This is a genomic window from Edaphobacter sp. FHG110511_03 (genome assembly GCF_059115365.1).
Window position 1 is genome coordinate 738,863 of sequence record NZ_JBZYWL010000002.1, and the last position, 21,898, is coordinate 760,760.

The window sequence follows — 21,898 nt, forward strand, 5'->3', positions numbered from 1 at the left end:
ATGACGTAGATGTTTCGGGGACTTTAAAAAATGAGCCGGTTTCACTTGCCGGGAATGCGCTACGCCTTTTGCGCTCCTGCGCGCCCGGCCTCTACGACAAAGCTTGCGCGCGTCTGAATTGGAGCACCCGGTTTGCTGACATAGGGAACGATGCGATAGTCACTCGTCCACTGCTTTGGAGTAACTGTGCAGCGCACGTAGCCGCGTTGAGAGTTGTGGAACTTGACCTGAGGGTTTTTTGCGAGGATGGGTGCAAACTCGGGAGCGATATCGGTGCCGTCCCCTCCCGAGGTGAGCGAAGTACCAGCAAATTCGGATGCAAGGACGGGAGACTTTTCGTCGTCCGGATTCGTCTTCACGTCAAACACCCAGTTGTTATGGTTGTCTCCGCTGAGGATCACAACGTTGTTCAGACCAGTGTCCACAATGTTGTCGACGAGGCGTTTACGCGCCTGTGGGTATCCGTCCCACTTGTCCATCATGTATTCAGCTTGGTCGCCGCGGCCGACATTGATCTGAGAGAAGATGATCTGTTGTGCGAGGACATTCCAGCGCTCGTGCGAGTCTTTCCCTCTCTTAAGCTGCCCCTGCAACCACTTTTCCTGGACGTCGCCCATCATGGTCGAAGGGCCTTCCCGCTCAGGACATGAGGGCTTGGTCCCGTCTCCACAGGGTTGGTCGGTACGGAACTGGCGGGTATCGAGCATGTGAATGTCAGCCAGACCTCCGATGCGCAGGGTGCGATACATCGTCATGTATGCATCGTGCGGTTGCACCGCCATACGGAAGGGCATGTGCTCGTAGTACGCGCGATAGGCAGCGGCGCGCCGCTCTTTAAAGCCGGCCAGCTGCGACTCTTTCTCAGGAATAAAGCCGGCGTAGTTGTTCGCTACCTCATGGTCATCCGAAACGGCAGCGAAGGGAAACTGCGCATGCAGGCGCTTGAGCGAGGGATCCATCTTGTAACAGGCATATCTATTTCTGTAGCTCTCGAGAGAGACGGAGGTCGTTACGGGCATATCACGGACGCCGCGGACAGGCCCTTTTTCGTAGATGTAGTCGCCGAGATGGATGACGAGGGAGATATCTTCCTCGCATAGGTGGTCGATCGCGGTGTAGAAACCCGCTTCATACTTCTGGCACGACACGAACGCGAATGGAAAGCGATCGAGCTGGCTGGATGCTGAGGGAGCCGTCTTTGTACGCCCAATAGGGCTGCTGATGCGGCCGACGCCTGTGCCGACATCGAACTGGTACCAGTACCAGCGATCGGGCTGCAATCCCTGGACTTCAACATGAACACTGTGTGCCCACTCAGGATTGGCGGCGACAGTGCCTTCCCTCACAATCTTGGACATATGCTCGTCGCCAGCGACACGCCAATGAACAAGTACATCTTCATTAGACATGCCACCGCCGTTCAGGGGATCTGGCGCGAGACGAGTCCAAAGAACAACGCTGTCGGGCCAGGGATCCCCCGAGGCGACTCCAAGTTGAAAGGGATCTGTCTTGAACTGCGGAGCGGCCCACAGACGGGGTTGATGAAAGAAAGCGGCACCGGCAGTGATAAGGCCAGCCTTCAAAAGCTCTCGACGATCCATATATGGTGATTCTGCCTTGAGAAAGGTGTGTGGAAAGGGGCCTACGAACTATAAGCTTGGGATTTTTATGAAATATTCAATCACCGCCTTGATGATGGAAGGACGTGCGCATGAGAGCTAAAACAATACTGACGCTGCTGGGCCTTCTTGTCTCCTACGGTTCATTCCACCCTGCGAATGCCCAGTCAACGATTTTCGTTACCAGACATGCGGACCGCTATGGCACAGAGCCTGATCCTGCACTGACTCCGAAAGGAGAGGAGCAGGCGCGGTCACTTGCTCAGCTGCTCTCAGATGCAAATGTAAAACACATCTTTACGACCGAGTTGATCCGGACGCAGGAGACTGCTGCCCCGCTTGCGCACAAAGTTAACGTAATCCCCGTTGTGGTGCCGCAGGATAACTTCGATGAACTGACCGCGAAGGTTCGCAGCTCACTGAAGCCAAACGAGTCGATTCTCGTTGTAGGTCACAGGGCGACGGTCCCAAAGATCGTGCATGCTCTTACGGGAAAGGACATCGATCCGTTGAGAAGTGATGAGTATGGTCGCCTGATCGCGATCACACTAATGCCCGACGGCGGCGTGAGCGTAGTTACATTGAGATACGCATCATTCCCTTAGATCGAACCTCGACCGTTCCAGGAATCCCAGGACCATTGCATTCCCTCGTTGAAGAAGCCGCGAAGCGACTCGGCTTGCTTTGCGCCATAGTCTCTGCGAGGAAGTCAATTAGCGATAACAGAGCTTACCGCTCATTGGGGCGGTCGATTCCCTGCCCTGGCACTAGGAGGCAAGAAAGCCGGCAGGCATCGCGTCGGCGCGAATCTACTTTTCTGGAAATACGTCAGCCTCTGTTCCAACGGCTTGTACCGAATTGTTATGGTGTGCCAGCGGGTGGAAATACTTCCTTCCAATCCGTCTTCATATCCACGACAACCCAGTGCTTCTCCTGGGCCTCATCCAAAGCCTTATCCAGCCTTCCTACCTTCGATTCACGGTCGTAGCTGTATTCCCGTTGCGCATCGGTGTGATGGACCAGCACTTCCAGCGTCGGCCCATGCCCTGCCGCAGTGTACTCGAGCATCTGCTGATCGCCATCCGAATTTCCAAAGGCAGCGATCGGTCTTTTCCCGATAAACTTTCCAATGTTTACTGGTTTACCAGGTCCGTCATCGATCGAATCCACTTGCGAAACACGCATCAACGCCCCATCCTTTAGTTCCGTCTTGATCTGAGTCCCGATCACCTGCTCTCGCGGAATTCCATAAACTTTCTCCGTCCACGGCCGCATAAACTCCTGTTCTCCGCCAGAGACAATGTAGGTCTTGAATCCGTTTTGACGTAGATACGTCAGCACCTCCAGCATTGGTTGATAGACGCACTGAGTAAATCGCCGCTTGAAGCGTGGATGCTGCGTATGGTCGATCCACTCGGATACGATCCGATCGAACTCCTCAGTGGTCATGCCCGTGTGCGTCACCATTAGCAGTTGTGCCACACCTTTCTGACCACTTGCGGCTAAAGCCTTCGTGTCATGGTTTAGAACTGCTGCAAACGGCTGCTTTCTTTTCCAATCAGGATGCGCGCTAGCGAGTTGCTCAATACGATCGTTGGTAAAGATCGCCTCGGTGTAGATAGGCTGTTCTACCCACAAGGTTCCATCATTGTCGAAAGTGGCAATCCGCTCCGAAACCGGTACAAAATCCGGACCACTTGGTTTGGTAACTCGTGCTACAAAATCTGTGATCGAACGTTTAGTGGGACCATCGTTCCACGATGGAAGAGGATCTGCATGAACTTCCTGAACCGCCCTCGTATCAGAAGCACGTTGACATCCTGGAATCAGCAATCCTGAAACAACGAGCAAAACCGTCCAATAAGACAATTTCAATCGCATTCTTCACCTTCCTTACTGAAGATCCACTCATAGACTTGGTTTAATTTCTTCATCGTTAACCTGCAAGAAAGGCGAAGCCTTCAGTCGCAGACCCCCTGCGTGGTTAGTTCAGTCCCTTCCAGCAATCCAGGAATAATAGGCATTCTTCGGTTCTGCGACCTGTACCTTCGCAATCGTCTTAGCCCATGTCTCGCGATCCCCCTCATACGCCGCTAACCCTGCGATATAGAAGTTCATCAACGTTCCGTGCCGCATCGCGATCTCCGACTGCAGCGCACTATCGGAACCTTCTACTGGAACGGGCGTCTGTAATGCCATCAGCTGCGGCAGTATTCGAGTAATCTCATTCGGCCTGACCCACGATCCATACTCAACTCGCGGTCTGTCATCCGTAACTGCCTTCGCTGCCCCAGCAAACTTCTCCAGCCCTTCGCGCCCCATCATCCAGGTAGCCAGTACCGCTCCCGGCGAACCCACCCCAACCGCCTTCATGCTTGCAACCACCGTTTCCGAAGCGAATCTCCGCGCCATCGCACTTGCATCCAGCCGAATCGGCGTCTCCGAGCCCACCAGCAGCATCTCGTGCAACTCCGTCGTCCACAGCGTCGCATAGGGGAACGCGTCCAGAAAGCTCCTCACCAGCTCCCGTGTTTCCGTCTCGTTTTGCGTTGCAATCGGTAACCATTGCGCGAACAAACCATTTTCCCCAAGTCTCTTTTTTGCCAGTTCATAAAACTCCGTGGAGTACAAATTCGCGACTCCTTGCGCCGACGGAGGAGGAGGCTCAAGCGTGATCACATCATATCGTTCCTCGCTCCGCATCAACTCCTGCCTTCCATCTCGCACTCTTATCTCCATCCGCGAATCCTTCCATGCTCCGTAATTCTCCGGAAACATCTGTCCCGACCGGATCACCGCCGGCAGCAGCTCCGCGCAAACTCTCTTTTCGAGGCCGGGATATCTCAGCGTTTCTCCCGCCGTAATTCCGGTCCCAAATCCCACAACCATCACTCGCCTGGGCTCGCCCTGATGGATCAGCAGAGGCAGCATGGCTTGCAAGCGCATATACCGCATCGAGGGCATCGCATCGCCCGAGTTTGATACGCCTTGGATAAACAGCCGCCGGAACACATTATCCTTCGATCGTTGTTGCGCCACCGCGACCGTTGCGCCTCGTCCCTCTTCGTAAAACACCAGCGCGCCACCGCCACGCGTCGCCAGCAGCAGCTTTGCCAATTGATCCGCGGGCGTCAAGATTCCAGCTACGGCAATCGCCACAGCTGCCATTCCCGCACACCATTTCATCGTGCGGCTTACTCCTGTACCCAGCAGCACAGAGACCAGTCCCACCGCGGCTGCCGCAATTGCCAACAAACTAAGCGAACGCACCAGGCCCAGCGCAGGCACCAAAACAAAACCTGTAAGCAGTGTGCCTAAGATTCCGCCCGCTGTATTTACAGCCACAATCTCACCAATATCGCGCCCCACGCTCTTCGCGCCCACCGTCAGTCGCAGCGCTATGGGAAACGCAGCCCCTAGCAAAACCGTTGGCACAAATACCATTCCCAGGCTCGCCACCGCGAAGCTCGCATACATCCGCATCGCCTGACTTCCCGTCGCTGCCCCTGCTGCACTGGCCAACACCGTCTGTAGCTTCACCATCCACGGTCCCATCACCGCAAACTCCAATGTCGCCACCAGTCCCGCAGCGACGATGAGCATGCCGAACATCCCCCACAAATCCCTCACCCTGCCCAGCGTCCGCGCTGCCGTCCAGCTTCCCAACGCCAACCCCGCAAGATACACCGCCAGCACAATCGAAAACGCAAACGATCTCGTGCTCACAAACTGCCCTATCGCCTGCGTCCACACCACCTCATAGCCCAGCGCGATGCCGCCTGCCACCGCATACAGCGTCAGCGGTGCCCACGCAATCGCTTCGCTATCACAGGCATCATTCGCGGTTTTCGCGGTGAAAATACCGTTTGTGTCGGAAGTAGTTACATTTTGCTCGCGTGCCGCACGCATCCATACCAGAGCACCCGCCGCAAGGTTCAGCACCGCCGCCGCCATCCCTGAACCGCGCAAACCAAACCACGGAATGAGCGCGAAGCTCGCCGCCAGCGCGCCCGCAATCCCGCCCATCGTGTTTGCGGCATACAGCAGACCGCCCTCCGCAGCCGCGGCCTCGCCACCAGCACGCAGAGCACGTACCGCCAGCGGCAGCGTGCCTCCCATGGCAAAAGCAGGCACACCAACCAGCACAAACGGTAACAGCCACGCCAGTAAGTTCATATGCTCGCGCAACCATACAAACGGCATCGACGCATGAGGCAGCAACAGCGTCACCCCAACCCCCAGCACCGCAATCGCCGCCTCCAGAGCCGCATACAGCTTCGCTGGCGACCCGACCCGGTCCGCCACGCGGCCAAACACAGCAGCTCCGCCCGCCAGCCCGGCAAAAAACGCACTCACCGCAATCGTGATCGAGTACACCTCCAGGCCCACCACCAGGGAGAGCTGCCTCACCCACAACACCTGGTACACCAGCGCCGCGACGCCAGAGAGAGCCAATGCCAGCACAAAGACTTCCCTGCTCCCGTTCGCACGCGCAGCAGAAAGAGAGTCCGCCGCAACGTCCGGCTTCCGGGCCTTTGACGCCGACCGCAAAGAAGATGACACAGTACCAGAGGTCATAGGAGTTACCGCCCCTTCGAAACTGAACAATGCTTCCAATATCTAGCCTGCGGCCTCTCAGTGCGGTCGCTGGGGATAGATCAAAGCAAAGACAAACCGCACAGTGGTGGCGTTCGCATTATCCGGCCGCACCGAATTGTAGTAGTACTGAAAGCCCAGCGTCATCGGTTGACGGTTGAAGATCAGCGTCCGGCTGATGCCGCCGCCCACCGGAATCGTCCACCTCTGTCCCTCGACCGCGTCCCAGTTCGCGGTGATGCTCGGCGCCGTCGTCAGCGCCCACCCCTGGCCAAAGTTATAGTTCACGAAGTACTGCCACAGAAAGAAGTTCGTCTTCGGCGCACCGCCCGAATCCGACATCGGCCACAGCTGCTGAAACAGCGACCCCAGGACGAAAGGCCCCGGCTGCGCCAGCAGCACTCCCGAAATGCCGCCGGCCCAGGTTCCTGTCTTGGCCGGAGAGGCCGTCGCCGTAGGAAATGAGAACGAGGGCCCAACTCCAACGATGATTTTGTGCGGCCGCGCTGGCGTGAAGAAAGTCTGCTCCTGGATGTCGCCCACGCCGCTCGAACTCGTGCCGTTGCCCGTTGGAATGCTGTCGATCGGCACGATCGTCCGGCTGATCAGTGTCAGTTCGTGGTTTAGATGGATCGGAATTACTGGCTGAAAGTTCAGGTTGAAGAACGTCTGGTCCTGATACGCACCGCCGCCGTTGAAGTTGAACTGGAACGGAACCGAGACGATATCGCCCACCGGATTCTGTGTCGTCTTCGCCAGGTCCGTCGCCGAAGGTTCTGCCGCAGGCGGCGCCTGTCCGTAAACGTGTCCCCCCATACCGAGGAATGCCGCAAAGACTACTCCACGAAGCAAAAGACTTCCCATTAACGCCCCTCTTAGGAGGAGACCGGATTCATCCCTTGGAAGAAATGAATCCGGTCCGGTTTCGTTCAGGTTGATCAAGCAACGCTTACTTCGCCTGCGGCTACTTGTGCTGTGCCTTGAATGCAGCCTCGCCCTGTTTGAGCGCTCCCTCAGGATCGATCGTGAAGCTTTGCGGTAGCTGGCTCGGCGGGAAGTCCTTGAACGTATCCATAAACTGCGTCGCATAGATACCAGCGCCAAAGATGAGATAGGCGTTGTGAACGACCCAGTCCTGATATTGGTCAGACGTAATCGGTGCCCTCTCATAAGGATCGAGCCGCAAATTGAAGAGGCGCGGTGTTCTCAGGCAGGTAAACGGATTCTGCCAGATATCCATATTGCCAGGAGCACGTTGTTCGCAGAAGACCACCTTCCAGTTATCATGACGAGTCGCCACAAGCTGGCCGTCATCATCGAAGTAGAAGAAGTCTCTGCGCGGTGAATGCTGCTCTTGTCCCGTCAGGTAGGGAAGGATGTTGTAGCCGTCCAGATGGACCTTGTGAGCCATGCCTCCAGGACCGGTGCCCTTCAGCAGTTGCTCCTTGATGTTCGTATTGCCCGCCGCCGCCAGAAAGGTCGGAAACCAGTCAAGACCGGAGACAATCTCGTTTGACCACGTGTTCGCCTTGATGTGTCCCGGCCAACGAATCACCGCGGGCACACGGAACGCTCCTTCCCAGTTCGAATCCTTCTCGCTGCGGAAAGGCGTCATCGCCGCATCCGGCCACGTAAACATGTTCGGGCCGTTATCGGTCGTGAATAGAATGATCGTGTCGTCCTTGATGCCGAGATCGTCCACCTTCTTCAGCAGCTTGCCGACATTCTGGTCCATCTCCCACATGCCATCGGCGTATTCGTAGCCCTTGCCCAGCCCCGCCTTGCCGATATAGTCAGGTCGCACGTGCGTGAAAATGTGCATGCGCGTGAAGTTCATCCAGGTAAAGAACGGCTTGCCCGCCTTCACCTGCTTGTCCATAAAATCCATGGCGGCGGTCGTCGTCTCGTCGTCGATTGTCTCCATGCGCTTGATGTTCAGCGGCCCCGAGTCCTCGATCTTGCCATCCGCAAAGCTGTGGATGACGCCGCGCGGGTTGTAGACCTTGATGAAGACCGGATCGTCCTTCGGCCAGTACGGCATCTCCGGCTCCTGCTCCGCATTCAGGTGGTACAGGTTGCCGAAAAATTCGTCGAAGCCATGGTTCGTGGGCAGAAACTCGTCCCGGTCGCCGAGGTGGTTCTTACCGAACTGCCCCGTCGCGTAGCCAAGCGGTTTTAATGCCTCCGCGATCGTGATGTCGCGCTTCTGGAGACCCACCGTAGCTCCCGGAACACCGACTTTGGAAAGCCCGGTACGAATCGGAGACTGCCCCGTAATAAAGGAAGACCGTCCCGCCGTACAGCTGTTTTCGGCGTAGTAGTCGGTGAAGGTCATACCTTCTTCACCAATCTTGTCGATATTTGGCGTGTCGTATCCCATCAGGCCATGCGTATAACGGCTGATATTTGCCTGTCCCACGTCATCTCCAAAGATGACCAGGAAATTTACTTTTTTTGCTTGGGCGTCTGCACTTGGAGCGGCTAAGGCACTCACCAATCCCACGCAGAGGGAAAAAATCGCATACCGCATCGAAAATCTCCGACGCAGGGGTGACTTCTGCAACCTGGAAACCATGGAGAACTCCTCTCTCGCTTCAACTTCCAATACGGGTCGTATCGAGGAACCGAAGATAGGCAGCCCTGTTATGCTGGCGGCTCATTTTTTACTGAAGGCCGAGGTCTCTGCATCAGCGGACATTCACAGGGAGACTTGCGCTGAATGAACCCGATGATTTAGTTCGCAAAATTCGCAATAAGGTCCGGGGAGATAACTTCAAACGTCAGAAAACAAGGGGGAACCAGAAGCCATTTGCGCAGCAAGTCTGCACTGCTTCCTCTAGCATGTCAAGAAGAGTCGGTTGACAAAAACCTTGTCAACACGTGATCGAGGCTAAACGAAACGATTGATTGAGTTTAGAGCTTGCCGATTAGAATCCTTCAACTCGCTAGAATAAAAAGAGAGCGAAAACTCCCTCCGCGAAGTTCCTGCCCATGAATTTTTCGGATGAAAAGTTGCTCTGCTATTGACCAGGAAGTCCAAAGCTAAGCTCTTTTATCCCAAGACTTTGCGCAAAAATGTATGGGGGTACCCAACGCATCTGGGTACCTATCTCTCACAAAACTGACCGAGTCGGGCACCTATGCGACGGAAGGTGCCCCTCTGCTCAATTCGGTTGAACGGTCAGGGTCAACTGGCGCATACCGGTGTAAGTGATCTCGAAGGAGTCGTTGGGCTGGTAGTAAGTAGCGTCCTTTATAGAAAAATCCTTCTGGTCGCCTTGAATCATGACGTTGAGGCCCGGCAGGGTCCATTTATTGGCGGTGATGTCTTCGCGTTTGGCTCCGGCAGCTTTCAGGCGGAAGATGACGTTGCCGTCAGCGACGATCTCCATGCTGGTCTTGTCGACAATGGCGTCGATCTTTGGAGCCTGCAAGACGTAGAACCAGCCGATGCTCTTTGCTGGCGTGCGCCACTGCACGGTGGCAGGGTGGAACTGGGTGGGATTGGGGGCGTCCTTGGTGAGGTTGGTGAACTCGCCGCCGAGGATGACCTTGTCGCCGATCCATGCGGTGGCGCGGCGGTCATCAGTGATCTGCCGTTTCACGGCATGCTCGCCGGAGAAGGTGCGGATCATTGCGAGCGCTTTGTCGGGTGGATTGGCGCCCAGGATAACGACCTGCGGGGCGAACCAGACGTCGGCGAGGTGGTCAGTGTGCGGAGCGGGGATGGGGAGCGGGGCTTTTGCCGCAGGAAGGAGTGTGCGCATCCAGACGCCGGTGAAGGCGACGTAGGTCTCCATGTCCATGCCGTAGGAACGGTCGTAGGGGCCGGCGATGTTGCGGAGGTTGGGCTGATAGAAGTCGGCGATGTCGCTCCAGAGAGTAGCTTCCATGCTGGTGCCGAGATCGCGAATCTCACTGGTGGAACCGTAGGAGCGCCAGAGTGCGAGGCCGTAGATATCGACCCCATAGTAAGTGGGCGAGTTGTATTCGTTGAAAGAGTTGTGTTCGTGAAAGTAGTTGCCGACGGTGGTGATCCAGAGGGCAGATTGTTTTTTCCAGTCGACGCTGTTGTCATGGGTGGCCGCGAAATCCCACAGGGCACCGTACATGAGGGCAATGTTGGAGTAGGTGGGGAGGAGGCGCCCCTGCTTCATCTCGCCGAGGATGGAGCGATCGATGGCGCCGAACATGCGAATGGCGAGGTCGCGAGAGATGCGGTCAGGATACTCGATCAGGATCATCTGAAAGGTGGTTCCGATGAACTCGCGCCAGTTGGGGTCGTAGTTGCGCCACATGGTGGTGTTGTCGCCGGAGGGGTCGGGCTCCTCGGGGGTGCGGCGGAAGGTACCGTACCAGGGTTTGTCCCGATCGAGGAACTGTTCTTTGAGAACGGCTTCGAGACCCTCGGCGGCGCGAGCGCGATCGCCTTTGGCGTCACGCATCAGGAGGCCGAGCGCATAACAGCTGGTCTCGCGGACCATGTACTTCGCGCGCGGATTGTTGTTGTGTTCAATGGGGGAGTCAGGAGTCCGAACCAGGTGGGCCTGTGGGTCCCATGCGGCGTCCATGGACTTCATGGCAGCGTTGAAGAGTTCGCGCGCGTTAGGGTTGAGCTTTGCAGGCGTGATGTTGCGGGGTGCGGTGGATTGGGCAATGGAGAATGAAGCGGGGAAAAGTGAAGCAAGGGCCATCGTAAGTGCGATGGTCTTGGAGAGCTGAAGGAGCATGCGAGGGTCCTCTTCCTGAATGCGCGCGATGCGTTGTCTAGAAGGTTAGTTTGCCACCGAGTTGCAGTGTACGACTGGTTCCGTTGGTAGAGGTGATGGTGCCGACGGTCCTGGTGTTGGTAATCGCTGCGGCGGGATTGGCGAAGGCGGGATGGTTGAAGACGTTGAAGGCGTCGACGCGAATCTGGAGGTTGACATTTTCATGAAGCCTGGTGGTCTTGCCGACGGCGGTGTCCCAGTTTTGGTAGCGCGGTCCCCAGAGCATGTTGTAGGCGGAGTTGCCGTACTGGAAGTCGGTGGCGAAGAAGGCGGCGGGATTAAACCACTGGCTGAGGGTTTTGCTGCCGGGGTAGATTGCGACACCGGGCCTGCGGTTGGCGCGGCACGTTGAGCCCGCACAGGAGACGCCTCCCTGCAGGCTCGAGACTTGAGTGACAGAGAAGGGTGAGCCGGATTGGAAGGTAGTGATTCCGGAGATAGCCCAGCCACTGATCAGTGCATTGGTAAATCCGGTGGCGGCGCCGAAGAAGGCTTTGTTCTTGCCGAAGGGGAGATCGTAGGCGTAGCTGACGATGAACTGGTGAGGTCGAATGACGCCGATGTTGCCGTAGGAGTCGTTGGTATGAAGCGAATCCTGGAAGTTTTCGTTGCCGAGCACGCGAATGTACTGGTATTCGCCGTTTAAGGTAAGGCCGTTGGAATACTGCTTGTGAATGCCTACCTGCGCGGCGTTAGAGCTCGTGCTGAAGATGGGGGCGTCGTACCAGAAGATGTTGGAGAAGGGCTGGTTGGGACGACGGGGCTGGATGTTGCCGGGCGCCGGTGGAACGGCGTTGAGGTCAGGGTTAACGTTGCCGCCGCCATGGTAGTTGTTCTGCTTGAGCGAACGCGAGCCGACGTAGCCGATGCGGAGGCCGAAGTTCAAGGGGAGCTGGCGCTCGACGGCGAGGTTCCACTGCTCCTGGTAGGGCGTGACAGGGGATTTCTCGGTGTTGGCGACGGGGTTAGTCGCGATGGTCCCGGACCCGGGGAAAGGGTTGCTCATGGTGATAGACGGCACCTTACCGGTGGGTTGCGAGTAGGTCTGGACGGAGTAGAAGGGCAGACCGGTGAAGACGGGGTTGGCGGTGTCGAGCGTGGGGAAGAGATTGAAGAAGATGCCAAAGGCTCCGCGTACGACAGTCTTCGGTGTTGGCTGATAGGCGAAGCCGAAGCGGGGCGCGACGTTGTTGGTGTCCTGGCCGAGGTAGCTCCAGATGTTCGAAGGTAGGCCGACGTCGTTTGCAAGCACGACAGGCACGGCGGCAGCGACAGAGGGCAGGGTGGCTGCGGGGAACTGCTTGTTGAAGACGACGATCTGCTTGAGTGAGGGGACGTACATCGAGTTCAGGCCGTAGGGGTTCTCCTGCTGCCATTGCAGATCGTAGCGAATACCGATGTTGAGAGTGAGGGTTGGTGTTACGCGCCAGTCGTCCTGGATGAACATCGCATACTGCGGCTGCAGAATTCGGATCGTTGAAGCGGGAGGGTTGGCCTTCTGGGTCTGGGTGGGATAGCCGAGGAGGAAGTCCGCGTATGCGTTGCCGGAGTACTGGCCGTTGAAGTTGAAAGAGCCGCGCTGCGGTGCAAGTACGGCCTGGTTCCAGTGGTTGGAGCGAAGGAAGGCGAAGCCGGTCTTGATGCTGTGATTGTGCAGCACCTTAGTGAGGATGAAGGAGAGCTGGAAGGTCTGATCGAGGTCTTTGGAGCCCTGTTCGGCCACGGAGGTGATGTTGGTGATCGTGAGCTGCGGTGCGCCTTCGAGGGGCTGAGGGCCGAGGCCGGGGATGATGGAGGCGAAGTCGGTGTCGACGTTCTGTGGGGTGCGGAAGATAGGCACGTGGTTGTAGGAGCCGATGAACTGGCTGAGCAGCGTGGGGGAGAAGATGTGCGTCCAGCCGACGATGGTGTTCATGTTCCGTTCCCCGATGCCGGCCATGCCGCCGAACTTGCTGGTGGTTCCAATGGAGGGGTTGGGACCGAAGAGGCCGGCGATGTACGTGGCAAAGAGGGTGTCCTTGGACGAGAGGCGATGGTCGAGACGGAAGCTATAGCGGTCGACGTCTTCGGCGAGGCCGACATTTTCGATGAGGTTGACGCCGGTGCCGGGGCGACTGGGAAGCGGATAGAGGGCGTTCTGGAGCGCTACGGTTGTGGCATTGAGGCGCCCGGCGGGAATTTTGTTGTTCAGAAAGGGTGTCTGAGTGAGTGGGTCGATGATGGGCGTGCTGAACTCGGAGAAGTCGCCGGTGCGCTCGAGGTTTGTCGGCATCTGGCTGGAGAGCGTAGAAGCCTGACGGCGGCGGAAACCCTCGTAGTTGAAGAAGAAGAAGGAACGGTCGCGGCCGTTATAGAGGTGCGGAAGGATGATGGGGCCGGAGAAGTTTCCGCCGAACTCGTTGCGGTTGTACTTGGGAAGCGGGCTGGCTCCAGCGAAGTAGTTCTTTGCGGCAGTGACGCGGTTGCGATTGAACTCAAGCAGCATCCCGTGGAAGGCGTTGGCGCCTCCGCGGGAGACGACGATGACCTGTGTGGGCTGAGCGAATTCAGCGGGAGCTCCGGTGGTGATGGTCTTGAACTCGCGAATACCGTCGAGTGGGGGATATTCGCCGTAACCGCGCTGAAGGAACGCGCTGGTGTTGGTGGCGCCATCGATGGTGAAGCCGGAGGAGCCGTAAGCGGAGGCGCCACCGACAGAGGGAGTGATGCCGAAGACCGGAATGGAATCCTGCGCGCCGGGATTCTGAATGCCCGGTGCAAGGGCCATCAATCCAGTGATATTGAGGCGTCCGTTGAGCGGCGTGGTTACGATGGTCGCGCTATCAATGACCAAACCGACGGAGGAGTCTTCTGTCTGGATCGGCGGAGCCTCTGCGGTTACCGTGACCTTATCGTTCTGCGAGCCGACCTGGAGGGTCGCGTGGATCTCGACCTTCTGGTTAATCTCGAGCGTCAACTCCTGTTGATAGGTCTTGAACGAGGCCATCTCCACCGTGACGCGATATCGCCCGGGCTGCAACAACGGGATGATGAACTCACCGGTATTCGTAGTTGTAGCGATGCGATCTTCGTTCGTATCGAGCCGGGTGGCGGTAACCTGCGCTCCAGCGGCAACGCCGCCAGTCGCGTCCGAGACAACCCCGGCGATGGTCGCGGTAATTCCCTGTGCATCAGCAGGCGTAGAAGGCAATCCAATCATCAGGATGAGGGCGGCGACCAGGGCAAGGAATATGGCGTTACGAAAGCGCATCATGATCCTCCAGAGCAAAGCGAAGGTCTACCCTCAAGATGAACGCAGACCTCGCATGGAATGTTGACGTAGAGACGGCCCTAGAACTCTAGGCTCGAAAAAAATACTTGTCAACGCTCGGACGAGTTGAGATGAACTCACAATCGCAGGCGTGGAATAACACACATGTCTGTGTGCAATGAGATGGATATTTCCGCCGAACTAACCGCCATACGGTAGTCACAGGTTCATTTTGTGAACTGATTACGGAGAGCACCGAGAGCATGTGAGGAGTTGAGCTCCTCCTCACGCAGTCTCAAAACAACCTCATGAATAGAAGCAATCCATCCATGCGGAAGCAACCGTCATGAGTGGCTCGAGAATGCGGCGGACGGGGCTGCCGCTGAGCTCCCATCACTTTCCTTGAGGTCCATACGATCGATCAGACCGTTCGAAATGGTGTAAGTGTGCCAGACCTCGCTATCTGAAAGAACATCCCCGTCAAGACTCTTAACGAGCTGATGAACCCTGACATCAGTCTTGCCTTCGCCATGGTCGATCACCTCAATCGGCTCGACATGAGGGTCGAATTGGTCCCACTGGCGAGTCCAGTAGGCACGGATCTCGTCTTTCCCTACCACCTGGCCACCTTCCGAAGCCTTAGGCCAGCTGACATGCTCACTCATCAACACAAACACACCGTCGATGTCCCTCTTGTTGAAGGCTGCATAAGCCCTTGCTATCAACGTCTGAGTGTCCGCCATAGTTCCTCCGCTGTTCTATGTGAGGTTTTGATGTGTGTGGCAGGATGAAGACCCAAATTTGTCCTGTCTCCCTATCCGTATTCAGTTTTGCCCACCCTCGTTATCGTAACGCCGCAAACGGCGCAGACTTTTTGGTGCGAGTGGCTTTCGATATCGGTGGGGCAAGATGCTGGCCCGGTAGTCCAGCCAGTTCGAGGCGACGATGTATACGATAAACCATAGCGAAGCGAAAGCCATCAAGGTCGTCAACAAGAGAGCCCCGGCAGAACCTAACTTGGTGTCCAAAAAGCCCAAGAGATGCCGAATGTTCATGCCGAAATAACCGGTAACCAGCGCGCCGATGCCAAGTATGACGCTCATCATCGCCAGTCTGTTGACCGCATCGTTGTTCCGGAGCGCGTAGAGTCTATCGACATAGCCGGCGAGCTTATCAATCTGGTTTTCGATGTTTTCTTTCGTAGGGGCGAGTTGATACGCGTCTCTTAGCAGAGCAAAATGTTCGAGTTCCTCGTCCTTGTTCGTTGGTTCCAAATGAAACCAATAGTTGTTGAAGTAGTGGAAGTCAGCCATCAATCGAGTCGCCAATTGAATATGTCGATGGCGCACTGTCTGTCCTGAAAACACCGGGAACAGCTGACGAGAGACAAGGGCCGATTCTTTTGCGAAGTCGAGGAGACTGGTCTTGTAGAACAAAGCTATGACTGCGAGAAGAAGGTACTTGGTACTAAACATCCTATGAACAACGTGGTCCGCGCTTACGGCTTCTGCAGTGGAGAGAGTACATGTGACATTAGAGTAGGCTGTCGTTCCGTAAAGCGTTCCTTCGTGCTGCCATCTCCTGTAGACCTGCTTCTTCATCTGCTCGGGAAGAAACTGCGGGTTGTAGCGATAGTTTGAACTATCGCGATCGACATAGAGCAAATGGCTAAAAGCGACCTCATACTCTTCAGAGAATTCAAACCGAGGAACGAGACGCGTCCGATCGAGGCTGACAAAGCTGTTTACGATCATGCGCTCATCCAGAGCGACCTCGAACTCCTCACGATCATAGTTGGCGAAGTGAAGCAGGCTTAGCACTATCGATGATAGTTGGGGACGATAACCGACCCCGCGACCAGTCTCCCAACGCTCTTCCGCTATGATCCGGCGCTCCGTGAGCGTCTCCTGTACGAGTGCCATGCGATTTGGAATTCGCGCGGTCTGGATCTGATGTCCGCTGGACGGATAAACCTTTCGCATCATCTCGTTGATCCAAAGAGCCTGTGAGTACGGGATGTTGTGGGCTTCGACGCCGATCGTTAGAATCCCCACTCCATTAGCAAACATCAGCAGCCGCAAGTCCGTGACCTCGATTTTGACAGACTCGCCCACACCGTCCTCGGCCTCATAGAAGATCCGGGAATCTGTCCCTACATTAATGACATAACGATGGACAAGCGCCTCGTCTTGTTGATCGAAGACTCCGGTATCAAAGAACACCCTACGAATAAAAGGATGGAAAAACATCATCTCCTGATAGGTGGGAGAGTTGAAATCGAGACCGTTCTCGGGGTGTCGGTGCCACCCGCCCAGGAAAGTCGCTGCCGAGCGGTATTCGGGAACCACATGTGTGGTCACCCAATGATCGAGTCTTTCGAACCACGGCTGCCGTCCCCGCCAGATTTCGGGGTGTTCCTCCATCACTGCGCTCTGGTCAATCGATATCGGAAATAGAAAATACGTGTGGAGATGAAGTACCTCAGGCTGCTCCAAAGCAAGATAACCTCCACGGAAAGGCTACGGCAGGGACAGTACCCTCATGTCAATGCGAAGTGAATGCATGGAATCAAGCAGATCGCTCACATTTGCTTCTTCCCGACGAAGGAGGACTGTCGCCGATCGCAATCAATGCAGTTGTTGTGCCGAGCTTGCTTATCTCAATAGACACGATAGGTAAGGATATTGCATGAACCGGGAGTCCCATCGATTTCATGCGACTCTAGAACGACTTCGAAAAATGGCAACGTTCCGTCAGGCTTGCGAATCCTCTTAAGAAAAGGAAGGAAGGCATCATCGTTCAGAAGATAATCCTGAACGGCTTCGCTGGCTGCGAGTGAACTTCCCTGGACGATAAGAACTACCCCTTTCCTGTCAAGGCCGGGAAGAAACGCTACGGAGCCAAGCAGAGGTCGTTTGGGGTCGTTCCAGCGTAGGGAATATACAGATGATTCGTTCGGCCCGGGGTGTTTGTTCTCGAAGTGAAATCCCCGGTTTTCGGAGACGGTTCCTCGATGCTCGAAGTCCAACTTGCCGACGAAGTTCATCTCGGGTTCATACATCTCGACCCAGGGATTCGCAAACGGAGCACCGTGCAGGATCACGTTTCCCTGCCTGAGGTCGTTCACGCGCACATCTCTGGCGAACTTGACTAGAAAATTACTTCGGTTAGTTGGCGTCAAGGTGTCAAAGCGATGCACCATCTCAACTTCGACAAAGTCTGTGTAACGCCGGTACGCCAAAGTAAGAGCCTCACTGGCTTGCTCCGGTGCAAGACCTTTTATCTGTCGGCTAAAATCTCTCTTGATGTACTCTTCGAGGGACACATCGTTTCGGACTGCAATTGACATCAAAACAAGACCGGAGTCAAGCGAGACCCAGGTGGTTGTGACGTTCGGCTCAAAAATCCGGCTCCAGAGCGGATGCGTGTTCTTTGGCGCGGCGCGGTTTTCTTTCCAAGAGGGATGCAGCACGAGGAAAAGCAGAACGGTGACGAGTACTGCGAGCACCAGACACGATATCGACAAAATATGGTGGATGGAACCCGCGTTGGAGGAAGTACTCTCCCGGTTCGGTTCGAACCGAATCTGAGTCGTGGCGTCGCGCTCTTCCGCTCCAATCTCCGAGGTCTCCAGATCCAGATCCTTGTCGACGCAAGCAAGCGCGCTCGCGCGGGGCGTGAAGACGGGAATGTATCCGCCCTTTGGGAAGGTGATCCGAACACTATCCTCAATGCCCTCCGTTGCGTAATATTCCTCAAGCCGCTTGCGCAACTGCCGGGCATAGTTTCTGACGATGTTGTCCTCGCGGGGATCGTAGTCTGCATCGCGGTGGAAGACATCAATCCCAATATCCCGCTCGGAGATCCGGACGGCTCCCTCCTCGAAGACACGCCGAGATGTATAGCTGAGAAACGCTGAAAGAAGCGGAGCCTTGCTGAAATGCTTGCTGGCCAGTACTTGATCGACGAGTTGTGCCGGTTCAACAGACGTTTCAGCCGATTCAGCAATGTTGATCATCGTCTCTTCGTCGTGGCACCCGTGCTAAATGGCCTATCTGTACTGAAACATTAGCATTCACTGCGGGTATACCCCCTGATTGCCATCAAATTTTAATAATTCCAGTAGTCCTTATTCCTCGTGGTGGCGAGGTTTAAATCTTTAAGATTTCAGGGGTATTCACCGCCTATACCCTTGATGAGCCTTTCGAGACAAATCACTATCAGTGATGTCCGCCCCCCCGAATCACGCGACATCTTCGCAGTCCCTTGAAGGGGTCCGATTGATCTGGCGCCGGACACAAGTCGATTTGTGACGATTGATTCTCCTCGAGGTTGTGTTTATGTACGGCATCCACTTTAAAGATATGAAGAACGAGAGTAACGTCCTGTTTACAAAGATAAGATACGTCGTTATTACGATCTTTCTCGTCGCTTGTTTATCAGCCTCTGCCCAGATCAATATGGCGACGCTCCGAGGCTCAGTTAAGGATGCCTCGGGTGCCGGTGTTCCCGGCGCGACGGTAAGCGTTGTTGAGATTGGCACGAATGTCCTGGCGCGCCGTGTGACGACGGACAGCGATGGAAACTACGAAATTCCCGATCTTAGGCCGAGCACCTACAGCGTCTCGGCGGAGAAAGTAGGCTTTCAGCGATTCGTCGCCAGTTCTGTGCTGCTAGACCCGCAGCAGGTCCGGCGTGTGGATATGAATCTGTCGATGGGAACGATCTCTGAGACAGTGACGGTCGAGGCGGGCGCCCAGTTGATCGAAACGGAGAACGGCACGATCAGCCGACAGATCGACGCCACGAAGTACACGACGAGCGCGGTCGTCGATCGATCGGCCACGCCTCTCTCCATGCTGGTGACCACACCCGGGATGCAGGGTAATGGATGGAACATGGTGATGTCAGGAATTCCCTCAGGCAACGCGCAGGCGTGGTCCATGGACGGCGTAGATGGAACGACAGGCACAGGTGGAGGCGGAAGTGATACAGCGCAGATGAACAACCCGGAATTCTTCGAGACCATTGAAGCGACGACGGTGAACGCCGCGGCGGATGCCGCGAAGGCCGTCGGATTCAATATGGCCTCCAAACATGGAACAAATGACTTTCACGGCTCCGTGTTGTGGAAGGAGGCGAACTCGGCCCTGGGTGCGCGCAAGTACTTCGACCCAACGAATACTCCGTTCATCCTGCATGCGGGAGCGGCCGAAGCAGGCGGACATATCATTTCAAACCGCACCTTTTTCTATGGAGGATGGTGGCATCAGGTAGTTCCGCTGGGGTCATGGTATTTGGCGAGCGTGCCCACCGCGCAGATGAGGAATGGCGACTTCAGCCAGTTTCTAGATCCTGCGACCGCGCCGAACGGGAAGGTGACGGCGCTTAAGGACCCGAAGACCGGTAAGCCCTTTCCGAATAACCAGATTCCTGCGGATCGCTTCAACGATGTTTCGCAGAAGCTGTTGGGATACTGGCCGTTGCCGAACGTGGGAGGACCGAACCTGTTCCAGCAGAACAACGGGCGAAACGATCCATATCCCGCATACAAGGTGGATTACATCTTTGCCCGTGTGGATCATCAGCTCACAAAGAACAACAGCATCTTTGTGCGGTGGCTGGGTAAGTACAACCCAGGCGCATTGGTTGCAGGTCCAAGCTCGCAATTCGATTATGCGCAGCAGAAAATTGACGCCCAGTGGGTGGGCTCAGATACCTGGGTCATCTCCGAGAACCTCGTCAACAACTTTACCTATGGATATACCTCGGAGCACCTGAAGTACGGCAACTCCTGGCCTGGTGTTCCTACGCCGCTTCTGGGAGATCAAGTGGTGAACCAGACAGGGTTGCGGGGGGTAAATCCGCAGGGCTTCAGTTCCATCGGATTTCCGAACACCTCGGTCGGCGGTGTAGGAAATGTGACCGCCCTAAGCAATACCAGCGGTTGTCTCGGAGGACTGGGGGGTCTTTGCGCCAGCAACTCCCTCAATACCTTCAAAGATGCGGTTACGTGGTCGAAGGGGAGACATGTGTTGAACTTCGGCGGCGAGTTCGAGCGCTACGGAGAGCATCAAGGCAGCATTCCCACGGCGGTCTATGGAGGCTTCAGCTTCAACGGAACCTATACAGGCATCGGCTTTGCTGACTTTTTGCTGGGACTTCCGAACAACAGCTCCCGGCTTACTGATCCTGTAGTGAACCGCTACCTGCACCAGTCCATGGCCGGTCTGTTTGTAAACGATACCTTCAAGGTCACGTCGCGGATCACACTTGATTACGGCCTCCGCTGGGACTTCTATGGAACTCCGTCTTATGAAGACGGCCTGAGCTACAATTTTGATCCCGCGAGTGGGAACGTCATCGTTCCGCAGGGAACGATGGCGAGGGTAAGTCCCCTATTCCTTGCCACCAAAATTCCGGTGATGGAGGGAGATGTAACTGCTTCGGCAAAGCTCTCGAACTTCAGGCCCCGCATCTCTGCAGCGTATAGGATCTCGGACAAGATGGTGGTTCGCGGCGGTTATGGCGAGTTCACGGAGACGTGGGGGTACGGATCCAGCGGCCGCGTAAACAGTCCGATGCCCTTCCAATTGAACGAGTCGTATAACAACCCATCGGGGTCACCGCTGTTCAGCTTCCCCAATCCATTTCCTTCGAACATCTCGAACTCGGTTGTGCCCAGCCAGAGTGTGACCTATATTCCGAAGCACACCAACGAAGGGGCGCTGCGCCAGTACAACCTCACGGTGGAGCGGCAGATGGGAACCTTCGGCTTGCGCGCCTCCTTCATCGGCATGAACGGGGCAGGCATGAACTATAGCCTGAACGTCAACAAGCCGCGCGCCAGTAACATTCCTTTTACGACATCGCGCAGACCATGGTCGCAGTTCAACTCGGTAACGGAGTCTCGCAATGATGGATCATGGCGCAGACAGGCGATGCAGGTTGAGGTGCAAAAGAGAAAAGGAATCCTCACGCTGGATTCGAACTTTACCTGGGCCAATAACCTGGAGAACTACTACAACACCCAGGACCCGTATAACGTAACCAACGAATGGGCTCGCGATGGGAATGAGCGGCGGTTGTACTTCTCGAACATGGTGTCGCTCGAGCTTCCCTTCGGTCGTGGAAAGCGTTATATGAGCTCGATCAACCGGCTTACGGACGCTGCGATCGGGGGCTGGACAGTGCAGGCGATTGTTACCTTCGCCTCAGGCCAATACACCTCTCCATCTTTCACGGGGCCTGACCCTGCGAACGCGAGTCCAGGCAATGTGACGCAACTTCCGGACTGTGTTGGCGATGCCGTTGCCGGTCCGCGCACTTATGCAAAGTGGTGGGATGTGAATGCATTTGCTCCGCCGCCGGCCAATGCAGGACGTTACGGCAACTGTCGGATCAATACACTCGAGCTCTATCCGATCCACAACGCGAATATGAGCGTCAGCAAACGGTGGACGCTGACCGATCGCCTGAAGATGATGTTCGCTCTGCAAGCGGCCAACGTAACGAATACACCTACCTTCGCCACTGCCAATACGAGTATCTCTCAGGCGAACTTCGGTGCGTTTACCTCGGTATACAACTACAACCAGCCTGAGCAGGATGGATATCGTCAAATGGACGCTACTCTTCGTATTTCCTGGTGAGACGATAGATGA

General features: G+C 56.0%; 12 protein-coding genes. 2 read left to right on the top strand and 10 right to left on the bottom strand.

Features of this window, described 5'->3' with window-relative positions:
• Positions 1–59: 59 nt before the first annotated feature.
• Entirely contained in the window at positions 60–1,601 is a 1,542-nt protein-coding gene (locus tag AC5S26_RS12365) for an alkaline phosphatase D family protein (protein WP_494185194.1), read from the bottom strand.
• Positions 1,602–1,711: 110 nt separating this feature from the next.
• On the opposite strand from AC5S26_RS12365, the gene AC5S26_RS12370 reads away from it, so the two are divergent.
• Positions 1,712–2,224, top strand: coding sequence for a histidine phosphatase family protein (locus tag AC5S26_RS12370; RefSeq protein ID WP_494185195.1), 513 nt, complete (start codon positions 1,712–1,714; stop codon positions 2,222–2,224).
• Positions 2,225–2,480: 256 nt separating this feature from the next.
• Here the strand turns inward: AC5S26_RS12370 and AC5S26_RS12375 are convergent, their stop codons facing one another.
• The 9 genes from AC5S26_RS12375 to AC5S26_RS12415 all read right to left on the bottom strand — a co-directional run bounded on the left by AC5S26_RS12375 (position 2,481) and on the right by AC5S26_RS12415 (position 18,252).
• The gene (locus AC5S26_RS12375) at positions 2,481–3,500 is read right to left on the bottom strand and encodes an HAD family hydrolase (RefSeq protein WP_494185196.1); all 1,020 of its coding nucleotides are present in this window, start codon (positions 3,498–3,500) and stop codon (positions 2,481–2,483) included.
• 108 nt (positions 3,501–3,608) lie between these two features.
• Positions 3,609–6,197, bottom strand: a complete 2,589-nt coding sequence (locus AC5S26_RS12380; protein WP_494185197.1) for a fused MFS/spermidine synthase — start codon at positions 6,195–6,197, stop codon at positions 3,609–3,611.
• Positions 6,198–6,254: 57 nt separating this feature from the next.
• The gene (locus AC5S26_RS12385; protein WP_494185198.1) at positions 6,255–7,079 is read right to left on the bottom strand and encodes a hypothetical protein; all 825 of its coding nucleotides are present in this window, start codon (positions 7,077–7,079) and stop codon (positions 6,255–6,257) included.
• Positions 7,080–7,179: 100 nt separating this feature from the next.
• Positions 7,180–8,790, bottom strand: a complete 1,611-nt coding sequence (locus AC5S26_RS12390) for an arylsulfatase (protein ID WP_494185199.1) — start codon at positions 8,788–8,790, stop codon at positions 7,180–7,182.
• A gap of 589 nt (positions 8,791–9,379) precedes the next feature.
• A complete protein-coding gene (locus tag AC5S26_RS12395; RefSeq protein ID WP_494185200.1) occupies positions 9,380–10,945 on the bottom strand; it encodes a DUF8769 domain-containing protein in 1,566 nt (521 codons plus the stop codon).
• Positions 10,946–10,982: 37 nt separating this feature from the next.
• On the bottom strand, positions 10,983–14,237 hold the full coding sequence (locus AC5S26_RS12400; protein WP_494185201.1) for a TonB-dependent receptor: 3,255 nt from the start codon (positions 14,235–14,237) through the stop codon (positions 10,983–10,985).
• 341 nt (positions 14,238–14,578) lie between these two features.
• The gene (locus AC5S26_RS12405) at positions 14,579–14,977 is read right to left on the bottom strand and encodes a nuclear transport factor 2 family protein (RefSeq protein WP_494185202.1); all 399 of its coding nucleotides are present in this window, start codon (positions 14,975–14,977) and stop codon (positions 14,579–14,581) included.
• 81 nt (positions 14,978–15,058) lie between these two features.
• Entirely contained in the window at positions 15,059–16,729 is a 1,671-nt protein-coding gene (locus tag AC5S26_RS12410) for a CorA family divalent cation transporter (RefSeq protein WP_494185203.1), read from the bottom strand.
• 164 nt (positions 16,730–16,893) lie between these two features.
• A complete protein-coding gene (locus tag AC5S26_RS12415) occupies positions 16,894–18,252 on the bottom strand; it encodes a hypothetical protein (protein WP_494185204.1) in 1,359 nt (452 codons plus the stop codon).
• Positions 18,253–18,694: 442 nt separating this feature from the next.
• Between AC5S26_RS12415 and AC5S26_RS12420 the strand changes: the two genes are divergently transcribed.
• A complete protein-coding gene (locus AC5S26_RS12420; RefSeq protein ID WP_494185205.1) occupies positions 18,695–21,886 on the top strand; it encodes a carboxypeptidase-like regulatory domain-containing protein in 3,192 nt (1,063 codons plus the stop codon).
• Positions 21,887–21,898: the final 12 nt, after the last annotated feature.

Excerpts from the sequence above, each read along its gene's own strand:
- AC5S26_RS12365 (WP_494185194.1), bottom strand. The coding sequence starts at position 1,601 with ATGGATCGTCGAGAGCTTTTGAAGGCTGGCCTTATCACTGCCGGTGCC.
- AC5S26_RS12370 (WP_494185195.1), top strand. The coding sequence starts at position 1,712 with ATGAGAGCTAAAACAATACTGACGCTGCTGGGCCTTCTTGTCTCCTAC.
- AC5S26_RS12375 (WP_494185196.1), bottom strand. The coding sequence starts at position 3,500 with ATGCGATTGAAATTGTCTTATTGGACGGTTTTGCTCGTTGTTTCAGGA.
- AC5S26_RS12380 (WP_494185197.1), bottom strand. The coding sequence starts at position 6,197 with ATGACCTCTGGTACTGTGTCATCTTCTTTGCGGTCGGCGTCAAAGGCC.
- AC5S26_RS12385 (WP_494185198.1), bottom strand. The coding sequence starts at position 7,079 with ATGGGAAGTCTTTTGCTTCGTGGAGTAGTCTTTGCGGCATTCCTCGGT.
- AC5S26_RS12390 (WP_494185199.1), bottom strand. The coding sequence starts at position 8,790 with ATGGTTTCCAGGTTGCAGAAGTCACCCCTGCGTCGGAGATTTTCGATG.
- AC5S26_RS12395 (WP_494185200.1), bottom strand. The coding sequence starts at position 10,945 with ATGCTCCTTCAGCTCTCCAAGACCATCGCACTTACGATGGCCCTTGCT.
- AC5S26_RS12400 (WP_494185201.1), bottom strand. The coding sequence starts at position 14,237 with ATGATGCGCTTTCGTAACGCCATATTCCTTGCCCTGGTCGCCGCCCTC.
- AC5S26_RS12405 (WP_494185202.1), bottom strand. The coding sequence starts at position 14,977 with ATGGCGGACACTCAGACGTTGATAGCAAGGGCTTATGCAGCCTTCAAC.
- AC5S26_RS12415 (WP_494185204.1), bottom strand. The coding sequence starts at position 18,252 with ATGATCAACATTGCTGAATCGGCTGAAACGTCTGTTGAACCGGCACAA.
- AC5S26_RS12420 (WP_494185205.1), top strand. The coding sequence starts at position 18,695 with ATGGCGACGCTCCGAGGCTCAGTTAAGGATGCCTCGGGTGCCGGTGTT.